This window comes from Clostridium celatum, from assembly GCF_021412605.1.
In the GTDB taxonomy this organism is placed as follows: Bacteria; Bacillota; Clostridia; order Clostridiales; family Clostridiaceae; genus Clostridium; species Clostridium celatum.
On the sequence record NZ_JAJKGM010000001.1, the window covers coordinates 1 to 17,747 of the forward strand.

Consider the following 17,747-nt stretch of genomic DNA (forward strand, 5'->3'; position numbering starts at 1 on the left):
TGCACTACTATATCTAAACAATCATTAAAAAGATATAAAGATAAAATTAGAGAAATACTATCAAGGTCAAAACCGATGACTTTGGAACAAAGAATAATTAAAATGAACCAAATAAATATTGGATGGATTAATTATTATGGAATAGCCAAATGCAAAGGTATTGCTCAACAATTGGATAAATGGATAAGACAAAGATTAAGAATGTGTATATGGAAACAATGGAAAAAGGTTAAAACAAGATATAAAAACCTTAAGAAATTGGGATTAAATCACTATCAAGCAATAAAATTTGCCAATACCCGTAAAGGATATTGGCGAACAGCTAATAGTGCTATATCAAATACTACACTTACAAATCAATTCTTTACCGACTTAGGCTTGAAAAGCCTAACGCATCAATATATTAAAATTCATTAAACTTAAAGAACCGCCGTGTACCAGACCGGTACGCACGGTGGTGTGAGAGGACGGAAAATAAAATAATTATTTTCCTCCTACTCGATTAAAAATTAAAAAGGTTGTGTTAAGAGTTAGGTTAATATCAACATTATTCTTAAATACAGCCAATTATTTATATAATTACTTATTTAATATAAAGTGATTTTTTTAAATGTATAAGTAATTGTATATTAAAGAAGTTCAATTCCAGCTTCTTCACATTTTTCATGAGTATATTCATCCCAAATAGATGCTTGTACTTCACCAATGTGAGCTTTTCTTAAAAAGAACATACAGATTCTTGATTGTCCAATTCCACCACCCATAGTAAGTGGTAGTTTATCCTCAAATAAAGCTTTATGGAATGGAAGAGTACGTCTATCTTCACAACCAGCTTTAGTAAGTTGATAATCTAAGGCTTTTTTATCTACTCTAATACCCATTGATGAAAGTTCTATAGCAGTATCGAATAAAGGATTGTAGAATAAAATATCTCCATTTAATGACCAATCATCATAATCAGGGCTTCTACAATCATGTTTTTCTCCAGATTTTAATGTATCACCAATACCAATTATAAATACTGCTTTATGTTCTCTACATATAGCATTTTCTCTTTCTTTAGAGCTTAAAGAAGGATACATATCTTCAAGTTCTTGAGATGTAACAAAAGTAATTTCATCAGGTAAAATTTTATCAAGTGATGGATATTCAGAGCAAATAAAGTCTTCCGTTGCTTTAAATACTGAGAATATTTTATTTACTGTAGATTTTAATGTTTCTATAGTTCTATCTTCTTTAGATATAACTTTTTCCCAATCCCATTGATCAACATATATTGAATGTAAGTTATCTAGTTCTTCATCTCTTCTTATAGCATTCATATCAGTATATAAGCCAGTTCCTACTTTGAAGTCATATCTGTGAAGAGCGAATCTTTTCCATTTAGCTAAAGAATGTACTATTTCCAAATTGCTATCATTTATTGCAAGCATATCGAAGCTAACAGGTCTTTCTATTCCATTTAAATTATCATTTAATCCAGAGTTATGATCAAGAAATAATGGAGCTGAAACTCTTGTAAGATTTAATATTTCGGCAAGCTTACTTTCAAAAAAATCTTTAACTTTTTTTATTGCTACTTCTGTTTCTATTAAAGATAAGCTTGATTTATAGTTTTTTGGTACAAAAACTTGTGATTTTAATTGTTCTTTCATAAAATATTCCTCCTAAAATAATAAATAATATAAAAAAACCTTTCGTCCTAAAATATATAGGACGAAAGGTTACTTCCGCGGTACCACCTAAATTAGTATAAAAATATACTATCTCAATCAGTGCTGAATACAAATTCAAGACTGTTCCTTTTTAACGGTCAGACCCCGTCTAAGTCTACTTAAGTGAGATAAGTGAGATTCCAAATTTTAATTTGGCAAATCGAACTTACACCTTTGATGCAAGGAAAAGGTATTTCCTTTTAAGATGTAATTTTAATTTGGCAAATCGAACTTACACCTTTGACGCAAGGAAAAGGTATTTCCTTTTAAGATGCAATTTCAATTTAATCTTCAGATTTCACTCTTTCGGTTAGAAGCTCAAGAATGTTTTTCATTAAAACTACTCTTACAAGGCTTACACCATCCCTTGCTCGCTTTAATAGATCATAAAAACTACTTTTTTCTATCAACGCTGTTATTTATCTTTGATATATATAATATAATAGTTAGTAAAAAGTGTAAATAGGAAAAATGAAAATAATTAAAAATTTGTTAATATTGCAAATATTACGGTATATTATTTTACTTTTATCATTTTTTAATATAGAATAGTGTTTTGAAAATATAATTTTAGAATTATATAGTATAGATTTTTACTTATATTATATTACTAGCAAGGAGAGAAAAATGAAAAAGAGAAAAATTAATTGGCAAAAGATATTAAATTATTTTGTAATGCTTTCGTTAATTTCTACTATTGTTTATTTAATTTATGCAATTGCTAAGGCACCAACTATTATGAATCCAAATGAACCATTTGTTCGTATAAAAAGTGATTATGTTTTAATGCTAACTCAATGTATTTTAGGTGTTGTAGCAATGTTGTTACCAGGGATGTTAAAGCATAGATTAAGGATAGATATACCATCTAATATGCTTATTTTATACACAATATTTTTATATTGTGCAATCTACTTAGGAGAAGTTAAAAGTTTTTATTATAATGTACCTCATTGGGATACTATTTTGCATACATTTAGTGGAGCTATGCTTGGGGCTTTAGGGTTTTCTTTTGTAACATTATTAAACAAGACAGAGGAAGTTCCTATGAATTTAAGTCCATTATTTGTAGTTATATTCTCATTTTGTTTTGCAGTAACATTAGGAGTAGTTTGGGAAATATATGAATTTACTTTTGATGGAGTATTAGGATTAAATATGCAAAAGTTTGCTTTAGAAAGTGGTGAAGCACTTATTGGCAGAGCTGCATTGGTAGATACTATGAAAGACTTAATAGTTGATGCCCTTGGAGCATTTATAATGAGTATTATTGGATATATATCATTAAAGTATAAAAAGGGATGGATTGAAAAATTACAAGTTAAAATCGATAAATAATAAAAGCTATTATAAATATTGATTAATAAATTTTATGAGCTTTAAGTAGTTTTAATTATTAAAACTACTTAAAGTTTATTTTTTATATAAAATGATAGCTACTATTTAGCGTGTAAAATTTAACAAATAAGAAAATGGTATTATTTTATATATAGGTATATAATATAAAATATGGAATTATATAAGAGGGGGATAAAATATGGTTTATGTAGCAAATGAAAAAAGATATGACAATATGAAATATAGAAGGTGTGGGAAAAGTGGATTATTATTGCCAGCTATTTCTTTAGGATGTTGGCATAACTTTGGTGATATAAATAATTTTGAAAATAGCAAAGCTATGGTTAGAAAAGCTTTTGATTTAGGAATAACTCATTTTGATTTAGCAAATAATTATGGCCCACCATATGGTTCTGCAGAAACTAATTTTGGTAGAATATTAAAAGATGATTTTAAATCATATAGAGATGAGATGATAATTTCTTCAAAAGCTGGATATGATATGTGGCCAGGTCCTTATGGAAATTGGGGATCAAAAAAATACTTAGTATCAAGTTTAGATCAAAGTTTAAAAAGATTAGGTTTAGATTATGTTGATATTTTTTATCATCATAGACCAGATCCAGAAACACCAATTGAAGAAACTATGTCTGCATTAGATTTACTAGTAAGACAAGGAAAAGCCTTATATGTAGGGATTTCAAATTACAAGCCTAAAGAAGCAAAAAGGGCAATTGAAGTGTTAAAAGAATTAGGAACACCATGTCTTATACATCAACCAAGATATTCTATGCTTGATAGATGGGTTGAAGATGGGCTTTTAGATGTTTTAAAAGAAGAAGGAGTAGGAAGTATTGCTTTTTCACCTTTAGCTGGAGGAAGATTAACTGATAGATATTTAAATGGTATTCCAAGTGATTCTAGGGTAGCTAGTGAAAGTAGATTTTTACAAGCAAGTGATATAAATGAAGAGTTAATAAAAAAAGTATCAAGATTAAATGAAGTAGCTGCAAATAGAGGACAAAAGCTATCTCAAATGGCTTTATCATGGGTATTAAGAGGTAATAATGTTACTTCAGTTCTTATAGGAGCTAGTAAGGTTAGTCAAATTGAAGAGTGTGTTTTAGCAATTAATAAATTAGATTTTACAAATGAAGAATTAAATTTAATAGATGAAATTTTAAAATAGAATTGGGAGGAGTAAAAAATGAATTTAAATTGGAGTTTAAAAGAATTATATCCATCATTTCATAGTAATGAATTTAAAATCGATATGGAAAAATTAGATAATAAAATAGATGATATTAATAAATGGGTAGATAAAATTGTAACAGATAATGAAAATATTATAGATAAATTAGAAGAATATATAAAAAGATTTTCAAAATTAACAGATTTAGTATCAAGATTAGGTAGTTTTATAGAACTTAATATAAGTGTAAATACAAAAAATGCAGAAGCACTTAAATATTCAGATGTATTTGAAAAGAAATTAACTAATATAGTTGAAGCATCAACAAAGATAGAAAGATATATTAGTTCTATAACTGATATAGATAAAGTAATAAATCAATCTGAATTATTAAAAGCACATGAGTTTGTATTAAAAAATGTAGTGGATCAAAGTAAATACTTATTAAGTGATAGAGAAGAAAACATAATTGCTAATATGAAAAATACAGGTTCAAATGCGTGGAGTAAGCTAAAAGATAATCTAATTTCATCTTTAATGGTTGAAATTGATGAAGATGGGGTAAAAAAAGAATATCCATTAACAGTAGTTTTAAATATGGCCGAAGATAAGGATGCTAAAGTAAGAAAGAGAGCTTATGAAGCTGAAATAGAAGCTTATAAAAAGGTGGAAGAAGGAGTAGCAGCTTCTCTTAATGGAATTAAGGGAGAAGTTTTAACAGTTTGTAATTTTAGAGGATATAAATCTCCACTAGAAAAAACTCTTATAGATTCAAGAATGGATGAAGAATCTTTAAATGCAATGCTTGATGCAATGAAGGAAAGTTTACCTGTATTTAGAAAATATCTTAGAAAAAAAGCAGAATTATTAGGACATAAAAATGGATTACCTTGGTATGATTTATATGCACCAGTATCTAATGCAGATATGAAATTTACTTATGAAGAAGGCTGTGAATTTGTAGTTAAAAACTTTAGAACATTTAGTGACCACTTGGCTGATTATGCAAAGAAAGCAATGGATAATAGTTGGATAGATGTAGAACCTAGAGAAGGAAAAGTTGGAGGAGCATTTTGTGCTGGACTTCACTTTATAGGTGAAAGTAGAATATTATTAAATTATAGTGGAAGTTTTGGAGATGTAGTTACTATGGCCCATGAACTTGGCCATGGATTCCATGGAGAATGTTTAAAGAATGAAGCTACATTAAATTCAGAATATCCAATGCCAATAGCAGAAACAGCATCTACATTTTGTGAAACAATTATAAAGAAGGCAGCAATTAAGGAAGCTAGTAAAGAAGAAGCACTTGCAATATTAGAAGCTGAAATTTGTGATTGTACTCAAGTTATTGTAGATATTTATTCAAGATTTTTATTTGAAAAATCAGTTTTTGAAGCTAGAAAAGAAAGTTCTTTAACAGTAGAACAAATAAAAGAACTTATGCTTAATGCACAAAGAGAAGCATATGGGGATGGGTTAGATCCAGAATACTTACATCCATATATGTGGACATGGAAACCGCATTATTATGATGCTAATTACAATTACTACAATTTCCCTTATGCATTTGGGCTTTTATTTGCAAAAGGTTTATATGCAGAATATATTAATAAGGGAGAAAGTTTTACAAGTGAGTATGAAAAACTTTTATCTATTACAGGAAAAAATAAAATTGCAGATATAACAAAGGCTGTAGGAATTGATATTCATAATAAAACATTCTGGGAAAATTCACTTAAAACAATCGAAGAGGACATAGAAGAGTTTATTAAGCTTAGTGAGAATAAATAGTTCAATATGAAACTATAAAAAGAGAGTGTGAGATTTATGGAATTAAAATTAGATGAAAAGGAAATAATGATTATCTTAGATTCATTAATTGAAAATATGGCATTTAATAATAATGTAGATGATATAAAACATGTTTATAACAAAATAGTCAAGCAAGCAAATTTAGATAAATACGAAATGTTAGGATAACTTCTAGTTTAATATTATTGAATAACAAGACGAAGATAGAGATATAATAATATATATAGAATTTATGGAATATATTAATAAATTATATATAAATGGTATTTAGTATCATGTATTTTAACTATCTTAATATAAGTAAGGAGGATAAGTTAAGTAATGGTTGGATTTATTATAACTGGTCATGGTAACTTTGCCTCAGGATTATATAGTGCTTGTAAGATGTTAATTGGTGAGCGTGAAAATATAGAAGTAGTTGATTATATTGATAGTGAAAAAGTTTATGATTTAGATAAAAAGATTAGCAGTGCTATATCAAATCTTTATGGTAAATGTGAAAAGATAATTATATTTTGTGATATGATAAATGGAAGTCCTTTTAAAAGGTGTATGGTAAGATGTATTAGAGAGCCAAATAAATTTTATGTACTTACAGGGGTAAATGTACCTATTTTAATAGAAAGTATATCAATTGCAGAAAATGGTGGTAATTGCGATAGTATAATTGAATACATTAAAAATTTATTTCCCAATACTTTAGTAGAAGGTATATCTAAATTAAGGGATGAAATGAAAGAATATGAAATAATATAAAAAGTAAGCTATGAAAATAAATATTATATTTATTTTCATAGCTTATAATTTTACTTTAAAAAGCGAAAAGAAATGTATGATACAGAAGTAGTAGATACAGAATAGAAAATTAAAGAAATTAAAAAAAATAATAATAATACTTTATTATTTGAAATAAAGTATTTAAGTTTTAAAAGCAAGATATCAAAGAACCAAACCTTGTTATCTAATAAGGTATTTTTTAAAGATAATGGTGAACAATTTTTAGATGTATCAAGATTCTTTTTGATGAAAAATGGCAGATCCTTTGCCAATATAATTGGAATTTTAATATTATCATCTAAAGGAACAACTGAATCCTCATTAGGTAAAACAATAACCTGAGTTATAGGTATTTCAGAAGATATAATTTCTTTTAGTAAGGTATAACAGTTATTACATTCATCACAAATTTTATAGATTATTTCTAAGTCAATTAACGAATCGTTATTTAATTTACTTTTGGATTTATTATTAGTAGTACTTTTAAGTAAAAATTCATTATAAGAATAATTTAAAGTTTTAATAATAAAAATACCGCCATCAGTTATTACTAAATCATCTATAGTACAGTTATTTGAATCATCGTTTTCTATGCATAAATTATTTAAAATTATACTCTCATTTTTTAATGGTCTTAAGGAAAAAGAAACTTTAAAGAAATTATATAGTTTATTATAAGTATAATTTAAATAAATAAATAATCTTTTATAAATATTAAAATACAATGCTCCTAAATGTATGATATAAATGATATAAATTTTAGATAAAAATTCAAATTTTAAATCTAAAAAATGTCCTAAAACAAAAAGTAATAAGGCAAATCTAAGTAGTGGGACCTTTAATACAAGGGATAATACTTTCACACATATGTATATTAAAAATTTAATTATATTGAATATAAATCTAAAAATAAAAAACATTGAATTTACTAAAACAAGCACCATTTTAAGTAGCCTCCTTTAGTAATTAGAATAACTACTTTATGGAAAATTATTCATCTTTTATAATAAATTGTTTTGTTTTTCCCATAAAATAAGCAAGTCTTATAATTTGAATTTCTTCTTTAGACATTTTTCTATTATAAATTTTTTCAAATTCATTAATTAAAGCTTTAGAATCTAACTTTTCTTTTTTTACTTTAGGTCTTTTCTCTAATGTTTTATTATAAACTTGAGGTATTATTTTTTTATTATAAATAGATTTAAAAACTTCACTTGTATAATGAGCATCAAAAAATGCATCATGAAACTCACCATCTACAGCTATCTCTAAAACCTCTACAGCTTTTTTTAATCCAATTTTTTGGCCTTTAGGCAATTTAAATAATTTAGTGGCATAACTTTGTATATCTATATACTTTTTAGGAATTGGAGATGTAGATAATTTATTAAATTCTATATTTTTTAGTAATTCTTTTATATCTGAAGTTCCCCAAACTACTAATACACTATCAGTATTACCAATAAATTTTAAAAATTCATTATATACATTTTTAAAATCTAAAGCTTTATTTAATTCATCTTCAGTTATTTTTGTTAAATTTTCTACGTAAGGATGAATTTTTGTATGAATATTAGGTTTAATTAAGTAATTAAAAGTAGAGATTGTATTAAACTTACTATCTAATTTTAGTGCACCTATTTGTATTATCTCAAATAATAGTTCAGGTTTATTATCATCTTTTATATCATCAGGATGTTGTTGGTTAAATTCTAAGTCAAAAATTATATAATTCATATTTGCACCTACGTTTTTTGAAAGTTTTTATTATTTTTAGTTATTAACATAATAGTTATTACATATATTAAAACATAAAAACAATGAAATGTCTTAAAAAGAGGTGTTATTTATGAGTATTTATGTGTTAAAAAATTATGTAGAAGAGTGTTTGAAAAAAGGTATTGAGCCAACATTTGAAGGATTAAACATTTTTTATAAAGAAAAAGTTTTAAACCAAGGAGTAAAAATTTAAAAAAAATTCATGTTATATTATTAAACATGGGGGTATAATAAAATGAAGTAACTATGGAAGAAAAGTGGTGAGAATTTGAATACTAAAAAATTAACAGAAGCAGCAATGTTATCAGCATTATTTGTAGTATGTAGCATGATGTTTATTTATACTGGGATAGCATATACACTATATTTGGATATGATAGTACCCATAATAGTTTGTCTTATATATATGAGGTTAGATTTTAAATATACAGTATTAGCATCTATTACATCATTACTTATAGTTGTATTAGCAGTAGGTGATATAGTATCTGGAATATGGATGAGTCAAGGAATATTAATGGGATTAATTTGTGGTTATTTTATACAAAAGAAGTCAACAATTTTTGATGATTTATTTTATTCAGCTGTATTAGGATGCTTTTTAATGGTTTTAATTGATGTATATTTTTCTAAATTAACAGGATATAGCTTTATGAAGGAATTTGATGAATATAGGAATATGTTTTCTTTAAATGAAGAGGCTATGAAAATAGCATTTAGTATATTTGTAGCAACAGTACCGATGAGTACTATTTTAATTACATATATAGCAGCTTTATTTATTGGAAAGAGGCTTAAAATTTTAAATGAAAATAATACTGAAAAATATGACATTATTCATAATTTTAAAAAAGTTGGTTCTTATATATGTTGCAGTAGAAAAACTTTTTTTATAGCAATTGGATACTTAATATTATTAGAGCTATTTAAATATTTAAATCTACAAGTTAATTTTATATATTTTAATACTGTAATAATGGCTATTAAGGTTATTGCTATATATTTTGTTTTAAAGGATTCTTTATCATTTGTTATGACAGGTATGATTTTAATTACAAAAGCAAATGGATACAGTAAATTTTTTTATTTTGCAATGATATACATGTTATTAGTAGATTTTAAATCTACATTTATTATTCTTGTTGTTACAAGTATAGTTTTTGATTTGATATTAAATTTAAGAAGTAAGCAAATTAATGGTTTAGGAAAGATTTTAGTAAGAAGATAAAAATAATGACAAATTTGTAGCGATAATAAATTTTAATATTTATTATAATTTCAAATTTGTCATTATTAATTTAAATTAAACTTAAAGAGTTAATATCAAGTTTATAAGTAACATCTTTTCTTTCTACTATGATATTTATTTTATTTTTTATTTCTTCATTTTCTAATATTTTAGAAATAAGTTCACGAGTTGGGTTCATTGCATAAGGAATTCCTACATACTTAAACATTGTAAAGTCGCCAGCAGTATCACCATATGCATAGCTTTTACTAAGATCTATATCATATTTTTCACATAGCTCTAATATAGCTTTTTCTTTACTTTCTGAATCCCACATTGGAATTATATCACCGTTATATTTGTTATTTTCATCTAATTTATAAATAGTACCTCTATAATCATCCATATTATATTTTGAAGACATTTCTTTAACTAACTCTATAGGAGAACCTGATATTGCAATTACAATATCTCCTCTATCTTTATGCCATTTAATTCTTTCTCTAGAAAAAGTATAGACTCTATCACCTTTTTGTTCTATTACTTTTCTTGCAATATAATCTATATGATATTTATCAAGTCCTTTAATAGCTTCTATATACACATCAACCATTTTTAAAAGATAAGTATCATAATCACCTTGTCTTTTATCCCAGTTAATATAAGCTGGTTTTACATATGTATGCCATCTTTTTTCATCTACTAAATCATATTTAATTATTTTTTTAAAGACTTCAGTAATTAATCCTTCTCTGTATATTGTTCCATCAATATCAAAAAATGCAGCAGTTTTTGACATAACCAAACCTCCTTTATTTATCTTTAGTTTTTATTAAAATTATATCAACAAATATATAATTATTTAAGTTAAATATAAAAAATAAGATAATTATTGATAATTTGTTATATTATAATATAATTAAAGTATAAGATAAATAGAAAAAATTGCTAGGGGTGCCTTTAGGCTGAGAAATAGTAATATTAACCCTTGTACCTGATCTGGATAATACCAGCGGAGGAAAGCATAAAATATATAATTAATTATATAAATTTTATTGTTAGCCTATAGCTATATTCCGGAGGAGTATAGCTATTTTTATTTCCTTTAAATTGAAAAAATACAAAAAACGGGATTAATCAGATTGGAATTTTTCATTTATTAAATAAATTAAGATAAGGAGAAAAAAATGAGAAATTACAAAATACCAACATTAACAATTGCAGGATCAGATTCATCAGGAGGAGCGGGAGTACAAGCAGATTTAAAAACTTTTAGTGCAATAGGAACTTATGGAATGAGTGTTATAACTGCAATAACAGCTCAAAATACACAAGGTGTATTTTTAGTAGAAGAATTAAGTGAGGATATAATAAGAAAACAAATTGAAGTTGTTTTTGAAGATATAGAACCAAAAGCAGTAAAAATAGGAATGGTATCTAGTTCAAGAATAGTAGAAGTTATAGTGGAGTCTTTAGCTCACTATAAACCTAAATATTTAGTTGTAGATCCAGTTATGATATCTAAAAGTGGATATTCATTATTAAGGAAAGAGGCTAAAAAGAGTTTAATTGAAGAATTAATACCAATGGCATATATAATAACACCGAATACATTAGAGGCTGAAGAAATAGTAGGTATAAAAATAAACACTATAGATGATATGAAGGAAGCTGGTAAAAAAATATTAGAGTTAGGACCTAAGTATGTACTTATGAAAGGTGGGCATCTTGAAGGAGATGCAGTTGATGTATTAATAGGCAAAGAAACATTTGAAATATATAAACAAGAAAGATTAGATAGAAAAAATACTCATGGAACAGGATGTACATTATCTTCTGCAATAGCTTCACATTTAGCTTTAGGATATGAAATAAGAGAAGCTGTAAAGTTGAGTAAGGAATATATAACTGAAGCAATAAGACATAGCTTTGATATTGGACAAGGCGTGGGGCCAGTTAATCATTTTTATAAATTTGAAGAGTAAAAAATTGTTTAAGGAAATAAAAAAAGTTATGTAGAAACTGTTTAAAAGTATAAGTTTATATATTAAGGAGAATATGAGATGTATGAATTAATCAATAAGGTAAAAGAAATAAATCCATTAGTGCTTCATTATACAAATGAGGTTACTATAAATGATTGTGCAAATGTAACTTTAGCTTTAGGGGCAAGCCCTTTGATGAGTTATAGTGATGAAGAAGTACAAGAAATAGTAAGTGTTGCAAATTCAATAGTAATTAATATAGGAACTATGAATTCAAGTAGATTAAATTTATTTGTTGAAGCTGGGAAGACTGCAAATAAATTTAATAAACCAGTTATTTTAGATCCAGTAGGGGTCTTTGCAACAAAAACTAGAAGTGATTTTACAAATAAACTTTTAAATGAAATTAAATTTGATGTAGTTAAAGGAAATATTTCAGAAATTAAGTTTATAGGTGGTTTAGATGTAAGAGGAAAAGGGGTTGACTCTTTTGATGATAATGAAGATAACTCAGAAGTGGTTAAAAGAGTAGCTAATAAGTTAGGGAGTATTATAGTTGCTACAGGTAAGGTAGATTATATAAGTGATGGTGAAAGTGTAATTAAAATTAAAAATGGAACTGTAAAGCTTAAAAGTATAACAGGAACTGGGTGTATGACTGGAAGTTTAATTGGAAGTTATTTAGGTGCTTATGATACATTAGTAAATTCAAAGGAAGAAATAACCATAAGCAAGTTAGAAGCTGTAGCTATGGGAGTACTTACAATGGGAGTAAGTGGAGAATTAGCTGATATAAATAATATTGCAATTGGTAGCTTTAAAGAAAAGTTAATGAATAATGTCTATGAAATGAATGTAGACAAGTTAAAAGAATATGCGAGGTTTGAGTAATATGAAGTTTTCACAAGTTTTATTTGAAGAAGTTAAAGGTCTTTGGAATGAGTATTTAGAACATCCATTTGTAAAAGGTATAGGAGAAGGAACTTTAGATAAGGAGAAGTTTAAAAATTATTTAATACAAGATTATTTATATTTAAAAGACTATGCCAAGGTTTTTGCAATGGGTGTTGTTAAGGCCAGTACCATGAAAGAAATGAAATTTTATCATCAATCAATTAAAGGTGTATTAGAGGATGAAACTGCAGTTCATATAAATTATTTAAGAGAATTTGGATTAACTCCAGAGGAAGTTGAAAAGTATAAATGTGAATTAACAACGGCAAGCTATACAAATTACATGCTCGGTATTGCATTAAAAGGTGGGGCAAAAGAAATTGCCATGACAATAATGCCATGTACTTGGAGCTATTATTACATTGGAAAGCATCTTTATGATAATTATAAAGAAAATTTAGAGGGTAATTTTTATGCTCCATGGATAGAGGAGTATGCATCAGAAGAGTTTAGGCAATGTGCTCAAGAATGGATTGATTATATTGATTATTTATGTGAAAACATATCAGAAGTTGAAAAAGAAAATTTAAAAGATATATTTGTTAAATCTAGTCTTTATGAAATGGAATTTTGGAATATGGCAAATAAATAGTTAAATATAAGAAGTTTTAAGGAGTAAAAAGCAAGATGGTAATTTTTATTGGGGTAATATCAGTAATGATATTTATGTTATATTTTAGAGACTTAAAAAGAAATCCAATTAATACTAAGGAAATGGTAGTTATAGCAATGATGAGTGGACTAGCTTTCATGCTTAGTTTGATTCAATTTGTTAAATATCCTCAAGGTGGAGGGATTACTTTATTTTCAATGCTACCAATAATGGTGCTTTCATTATTATATGGAAGAACAGCAGGTATTACAGGTGGTTTAATATGGGGAGTTTTATCATTATTAAATGGTGCATATGTAATACATCCAGTTCAGTTTTTCTTAGATTGTTTATTTGGACCAATGGCATTAGGTTTTGCATGTATTTTAGGAAGTGATAAGAAGTATAAAATTGTACTTGGATCACTATTTGCAGTTGCTTTATGTGTATTTTCATATTTTGTTTCTGGTGTAGTATTTTTTGCACAGTTTGCACCAGAAGGGATGAATCCATATTTATATTCATTTTTATATAACTTTACTAGTGCTGGGGTTGAAGGTATTTTATGTACTATAGTTATAGCAATAATTCCATTAGAACGATTTAAACATGAAGCTATAGAAAAAACACAAATTTATAATAAATAGTGGAGTTTAAGATTAGCATACCATAAGAATTTAAAGTTAAAAAAGTGTTTATATAGAGGAAATCTTAATAATCAAATCTAGAATACTATTATTTAGTCAAAAAATCTAAAGAGAATTAAATAATAAAAAATATATTAAATATGAGGAGAATTGTATGAATGAATTAAAATTATACTTAGTTACAGATTCAAATATTTTAGAAGATAGAGATTTTTATAAGTGTATTGAAGAGGCATTAAAAGGTGGAGTTACAATGCTTCAATTAAGAGAAAAGGAATCTAGTGGCAAGGAATTTTTAGAAAAAGCAATTAAACTTAGAGAATTAACAAGAAGATATAATGTAAAACTTATAATTAATGATAGAGTTGATATTGCTATGATTTGTGATGCAGATGGTGTTCATGTTGGACAAAGTGATATACCAGCAAATAAAGTTAGGGAATTAATAGGTGCTAATAAAATTATAGGAGTATCTGCAAGAACTATTGAAGAAGCAAGAATAGCAAAAGAAAATGGAGCTTATTATTTAGGTGTAGGGGCAATGTTTAATACAACAACTAAATTAGATGCAAAATCAGTATCAATTGAAACTTTAAAAAGTATAAAAGAAGAAGTTAATTTACCTATAGTTGCAATTGGAGGATTAAATTTAAATAATATTCAAGAATTAAAGTATTCTAACATAGATGGATATGCAGTAGTTTCAGCAATATTAGGAGCTGAAGATATAAAAAGTGAATGTGAAAAATGGTGCAGTGAAATTGAAAAATTAAGAAGCTAAAAATAATTAATAAATTGGGGGATTGAATTATGGAAGTAAGTAAGGTTAAATCAGAGGCTACAAGAAAGCTTGTATTAAGTGGTATATTAATTGCAATAGCCACTGTATTAGGAACTTTTTCTATACCTATTTTAGGTGCAAAGGCATCACCAATTCAACATCTTATAAATGTTATATCAGGTGTAACATTAGGACCAGTTTATGGACTATTATGTGCATTTGTATCATCATTACTTAGAAATATTTTAGGAACAGGAAGTATATTAGCTTTTCCAGGAAGTATGGTTGGTGTGCTTTTAGCAGGATTACTATATAAAAAATTTAAGAAAGTTGAATTAGCTGTAATTGGGGAAGTTGTAGGAACTGGTATAATAGGAGCATTACTAGCATATCCTTTAGCAGCTTTTGTTTTAGGAAGAGAAGTTGCATTATTTGTTTATATTGTTCCATTTTCTTTAAGTTCAATTGTTGGTAGTTTAATTGCATATATTATATTAAAGATTAAAGTAATAAGAGAGTTTTTATTAAAATAATTGCAAACTAAATTTAGATAAAAAGTACTGATATATTATTTAATAGTAAAGAATTTAAAGATAATAATTTACAAAATAAAAATAAAGTGGTAACATTAATTTTAAAATATACTTAAATATCAATGAACATTGAAAGGGATGAGTATTATAGAATACAATTTTAAGAGATAAAGTGTCAAAGGCTGTAAGCACTTTTAAATATGACTATAAGAAAACTACCCTGGAGTTATGGTTTAGTATCATTAAGTGAGAAATACCATCGGTGAAGATCGATAATACTTTAAGAGATGAATTGAATTTTTTATTCAATTTGGGTGGAACCACGGATATAGCATTCGTCCCAAGCTTAGGGATGGATGTTTTTTTTATATCAAAAATAAATATAGAGAATTAAAGATTTTCTCTAAAATAGAACTTAAAGGAGGTAGAATGTGAATGATTAATTTAAAATTAAAAGATGGATCAATAAGAAAAATTGAAGAAAATTCAACTGTTTTAGATCTAGCTAAATCGATTAGCAAAAAGTTAGGAAAGTCCGCAGTAGTAGGTGAAGTAAATGGAACCTTAGTTGACTTATCTTATAAACTTAAAAACAATGATGAGGTTAATATAATAACTTATGATGATGAAGCTGGAGTTGAGGTTATGAGACACACTACCTCACATGTAATGGCTCAAGCTGTAAAAAGACTTTATAAAGATGTAAAGCTAGCTATAGGACCAACAATAGAAAATGGGTTTTATTATGATTTTGATATAGAAGTTCCATTTAATAATGAGGACTTAGTTAAAATAGAAGAAGAAATGAACAAAATAATAAAAGAGGATATTTCAATAAAAAGAATAGTATTAAGTAGAGAAGAGGCTTTAAGGTTAATGGAAGAAAGAGGAGAACCGTATAAGGTAGAACTTATAAAGGATCTTTCAGAAGAAGAAACAATTTCTCTATATAAACAAGGCGATTTTATAGATCTTTGTAGAGGACCACATCTTTTGTCTACTAAAGGAATAAAAGATTTTAAATTAACTAGTGTTGCAGGGGCTTACTGGAAAGGTAATGAAAAAAATAAAATGTTACAAAGAGTTTATGGGGTGGCATTTGCAAATAAAGATATTTTAAAAACTTATTTAAATAATATAGAAGAAGCGAAGAAAAGAGATCATAGAAAATTAGGTAAAGAGTTAAAGTTATTTACTTTTGTTGATGAAGGACCAGGATTTCCATTTTTCTTACCAAAAGGAGTTATTCTTAAAAATAACTTAATTAATTATTGGAGAGAGTTGCACCAAAAGGCTGGATATGTTGAAGTTGAAACACCGATAATGTTAAATAAAAAGCTATGGGAAACTTCAGGACATTGGGATCATTATAAGGAAAATATGTATATTTCAATGATTGATGAGGAAGAGTTTGCATTAAAGCCTATGAATTGTCCTGGTGGAATGCTTATTTATAAAACAGAAACACATTCTTATAGAGATTTTCCAATGAGAGTTGGAGAGCTTGGAAGAGTTCATAGACATGAACTTTCAGGTGCTTTACATGGCCTTATGAGAGTAAGAGCATTTACTCAAGATGATGCTCATATATTTATGTTACCAGAGCAAATAAAATCAGAAATTAAAGGCGTTGTTGCTTTAATTGATGAAGTTTATTCAAAATTTGGATTTAAATATAGTGTTGAATTATCTACAAGACCAGAAGATTCTATGGGAAGTGATGAAGATTGGAATATAGCAGAAGAGTCATTAAAAGCGGCCCTTGAAGAAATGAATTTACAGTATAAAGTTAATGAAGGCGATGGAGCCTTTTATGGACCAAAGATAGACTTCCATCTTGAAGACAGTTTGGGAAGAACATGGCAATGTGGAACTATTCAATTAGATTTCCAATTACCTCAAAGATTTGAATTAGACTATATTGGTAGTGATGGTGAAAAGCATAGACCAATAGTTATTCATAGAGTTATATTTGGAAGTATTGAGAGATTTATTGGTATATTAATTGAGCATTTTGCAGGTAAATTCCCAACATGGCTTGCACCAGTCCAAGTTAAAATTTTACCTATTTCTGATAAATTTACTGATTATACTAATGAAGTTAGAGAAAAGCTTGAAGCTAATGGGGTAAGAGTTGAAACTGATTTACGTACTGAAAAAATAGGATATAAAATAAGAGAAGCTAGAAATGAAAGAGTACCTTATATAATCATTATTGGGGAAAAAGAAGAAAATGATAAAACTATTTCACTAAGAAGTAGAGATAATGGTGATGAAGGAGCTATTGATTTAAAAGAATTTATTAATAGAATAACTACTGAAATAAAAAATAAAAATTAAACTTGAGATTTTCTAAACAAAAACACATAGTAAGTTGAAGTAAGCCCCGTTATGTAGATGCAATAAAAAAA

At 26.7% G+C, this 17,747-nt stretch carries 19 protein-coding genes, 1 riboswitch and 1 other annotated feature; of the genes, 15 read left to right on the top strand and 4 right to left on the bottom strand.

Features of this window, described 5'->3' with window-relative positions:
- A partial coding sequence (locus LPC13_RS00005) for a group II intron maturase-specific domain-containing protein (protein WP_320414739.1) occupies window positions 1-417 on the top strand: 417 nt, incomplete at its 5' end.
- 212 nt (window positions 418-629) lie between these two features.
- On the opposite strand, the gene asnA is transcribed toward LPC13_RS00005, so the two are convergent.
- Window positions 630-1,655, bottom strand: coding sequence for an aspartate--ammonia ligase (gene asnA, locus LPC13_RS00010; protein WP_234088438.1), 1,026 nt, complete (start codon window positions 1,653-1,655; stop codon window positions 630-632).
- 687 nt (window positions 1,656-2,342) lie between these two features.
- Between asnA and LPC13_RS00015 the strand changes: the two genes are divergently transcribed.
- The 5 genes from LPC13_RS00015 to LPC13_RS00035 all read left to right on the top strand — a co-directional run bounded on the left by LPC13_RS00015 (window position 2,343) and on the right by LPC13_RS00035 (window position 6,816).
- Window positions 2,343-3,053, top strand: a complete 711-nt coding sequence (locus tag LPC13_RS00015) for a hypothetical protein (protein ID WP_005214228.1) — start codon at window positions 2,343-2,345, stop codon at window positions 3,051-3,053.
- 199 nt (window positions 3,054-3,252) lie between these two features.
- Window positions 3,253-4,242, top strand: coding sequence for an L-glyceraldehyde 3-phosphate reductase (gene mgrA / locus LPC13_RS00020; protein WP_005214226.1), 990 nt, complete (start codon window positions 3,253-3,255; stop codon window positions 4,240-4,242).
- A gap of 18 nt (window positions 4,243-4,260) precedes the next feature.
- Entirely contained in the window at window positions 4,261-6,039 is a 1,779-nt protein-coding gene (locus LPC13_RS00025) for a M3 family oligoendopeptidase (protein WP_005214224.1), read from the top strand.
- A gap of 36 nt (window positions 6,040-6,075) precedes the next feature.
- Window positions 6,076-6,228 carry a hypothetical protein gene (locus LPC13_RS00030; protein WP_005214222.1) on the top strand — a complete coding sequence of 51 codons (153 nt, stop codon included), beginning with the start codon at window positions 6,076-6,078 and terminating at the stop codon, window positions 6,226-6,228.
- A 153-nt stretch (window positions 6,229-6,381) separates the two neighbouring features.
- Entirely contained in the window at window positions 6,382-6,816 is a 435-nt protein-coding gene (locus LPC13_RS00035) for a PTS sugar transporter subunit IIA domain-containing protein (RefSeq protein ID WP_005214220.1), read from the top strand.
- A 50-nt stretch (window positions 6,817-6,866) separates the two neighbouring features.
- On the opposite strand, the gene LPC13_RS00040 is transcribed toward LPC13_RS00035, so the two are convergent.
- Window positions 6,867-7,562, bottom strand: coding sequence for an NERD domain-containing protein (locus LPC13_RS00040; protein ID WP_195244665.1), 696 nt, complete (start codon window positions 7,560-7,562; stop codon window positions 6,867-6,869).
- A gap of 265 nt (window positions 7,563-7,827) precedes the next feature.
- Window positions 7,828-8,574 carry a 3'-5' exonuclease gene (locus tag LPC13_RS00045; protein ID WP_005214216.1) on the bottom strand — a complete coding sequence of 249 codons (747 nt, stop codon included), beginning with the start codon at window positions 8,572-8,574 and terminating at the stop codon, window positions 7,828-7,830.
- A 112-nt stretch (window positions 8,575-8,686) separates the two neighbouring features.
- Between LPC13_RS00045 and LPC13_RS16900 the strand changes: the two genes are divergently transcribed.
- Both LPC13_RS16900 and LPC13_RS00050 read left to right on the top strand, forming a co-directional pair.
- Complete coding sequence (locus LPC13_RS16900) at window positions 8,687-8,809, top strand: hypothetical protein (protein ID WP_005214215.1); 123 nt, start codon at window positions 8,687-8,689, stop codon at window positions 8,807-8,809.
- Window positions 8,810-8,884: 75 nt separating this feature from the next.
- Complete coding sequence (locus LPC13_RS00050; RefSeq protein WP_005214214.1) at window positions 8,885-9,844, top strand: DUF2232 domain-containing protein; 960 nt, start codon at window positions 8,885-8,887, stop codon at window positions 9,842-9,844.
- Between the two features lie 70 nt (window positions 9,845-9,914).
- Here the strand turns inward: LPC13_RS00050 and LPC13_RS00055 are convergent, their stop codons facing one another.
- A complete protein-coding gene (locus tag LPC13_RS00055; protein WP_005214212.1) occupies window positions 9,915-10,643 on the bottom strand; it encodes an HAD family hydrolase in 729 nt (242 codons plus the stop codon).
- A gap of 141 nt (window positions 10,644-10,784) precedes the next feature.
- Window positions 10,785-10,882: riboswitch (TPP riboswitch) on the top strand.
- Between the two features lie 149 nt (window positions 10,883-11,031).
- Here LPC13_RS00055 and thiD point away from each other — a divergent pair.
- From thiD to thrS, 7 genes are all read left to right on the top strand, one after another.
- The gene (gene thiD, locus LPC13_RS00060) at window positions 11,032-11,829 is read left to right on the top strand and encodes a bifunctional hydroxymethylpyrimidine kinase/phosphomethylpyrimidine kinase (RefSeq protein WP_005214210.1); all 798 of its coding nucleotides are present in this window, start codon (window positions 11,032-11,034) and stop codon (window positions 11,827-11,829) included.
- 78 nt (window positions 11,830-11,907) lie between these two features.
- Window positions 11,908-12,720: a hydroxyethylthiazole kinase gene (thiM, locus tag LPC13_RS00065; protein ID WP_005214209.1), complete on the top strand. Its 813-nt coding sequence runs from the start codon at window positions 11,908-11,910 to the stop codon at window positions 12,718-12,720.
- A gap of 1 nt (window position 12,721) precedes the next feature.
- Window positions 12,722-13,375, top strand: coding sequence for a thiaminase II (gene tenA, locus LPC13_RS00070; RefSeq protein WP_040419721.1), 654 nt, complete (start codon window positions 12,722-12,724; stop codon window positions 13,373-13,375).
- 35 nt (window positions 13,376-13,410) lie between these two features.
- Complete coding sequence (thiT, locus tag LPC13_RS00075) at window positions 13,411-14,022, top strand: energy-coupled thiamine transporter ThiT (protein ID WP_005214206.1); 612 nt, start codon at window positions 13,411-13,413, stop codon at window positions 14,020-14,022.
- Between the two features lie 154 nt (window positions 14,023-14,176).
- Entirely contained in the window at window positions 14,177-14,803 is a 627-nt protein-coding gene (thiE, locus tag LPC13_RS00080; RefSeq protein ID WP_005214204.1) for a thiamine phosphate synthase, read from the top strand.
- A gap of 29 nt (window positions 14,804-14,832) precedes the next feature.
- Entirely contained in the window at window positions 14,833-15,336 is a 504-nt protein-coding gene (thiW, locus tag LPC13_RS00085) for an energy coupling factor transporter S component ThiW (protein ID WP_005214202.1), read from the top strand.
- A gap of 120 nt (window positions 15,337-15,456) precedes the next feature.
- Window positions 15,457-15,682 (top strand) — a binding site (T-box leader).
- Window positions 15,683-15,771: 89 nt separating this feature from the next.
- Complete coding sequence (gene thrS / locus LPC13_RS00090; protein ID WP_005214200.1) at window positions 15,772-17,676, top strand: threonine--tRNA ligase; 1,905 nt, start codon at window positions 15,772-15,774, stop codon at window positions 17,674-17,676.
- The last annotated feature ends 71 nt before the right edge of the window (window positions 17,677-17,747 follow it).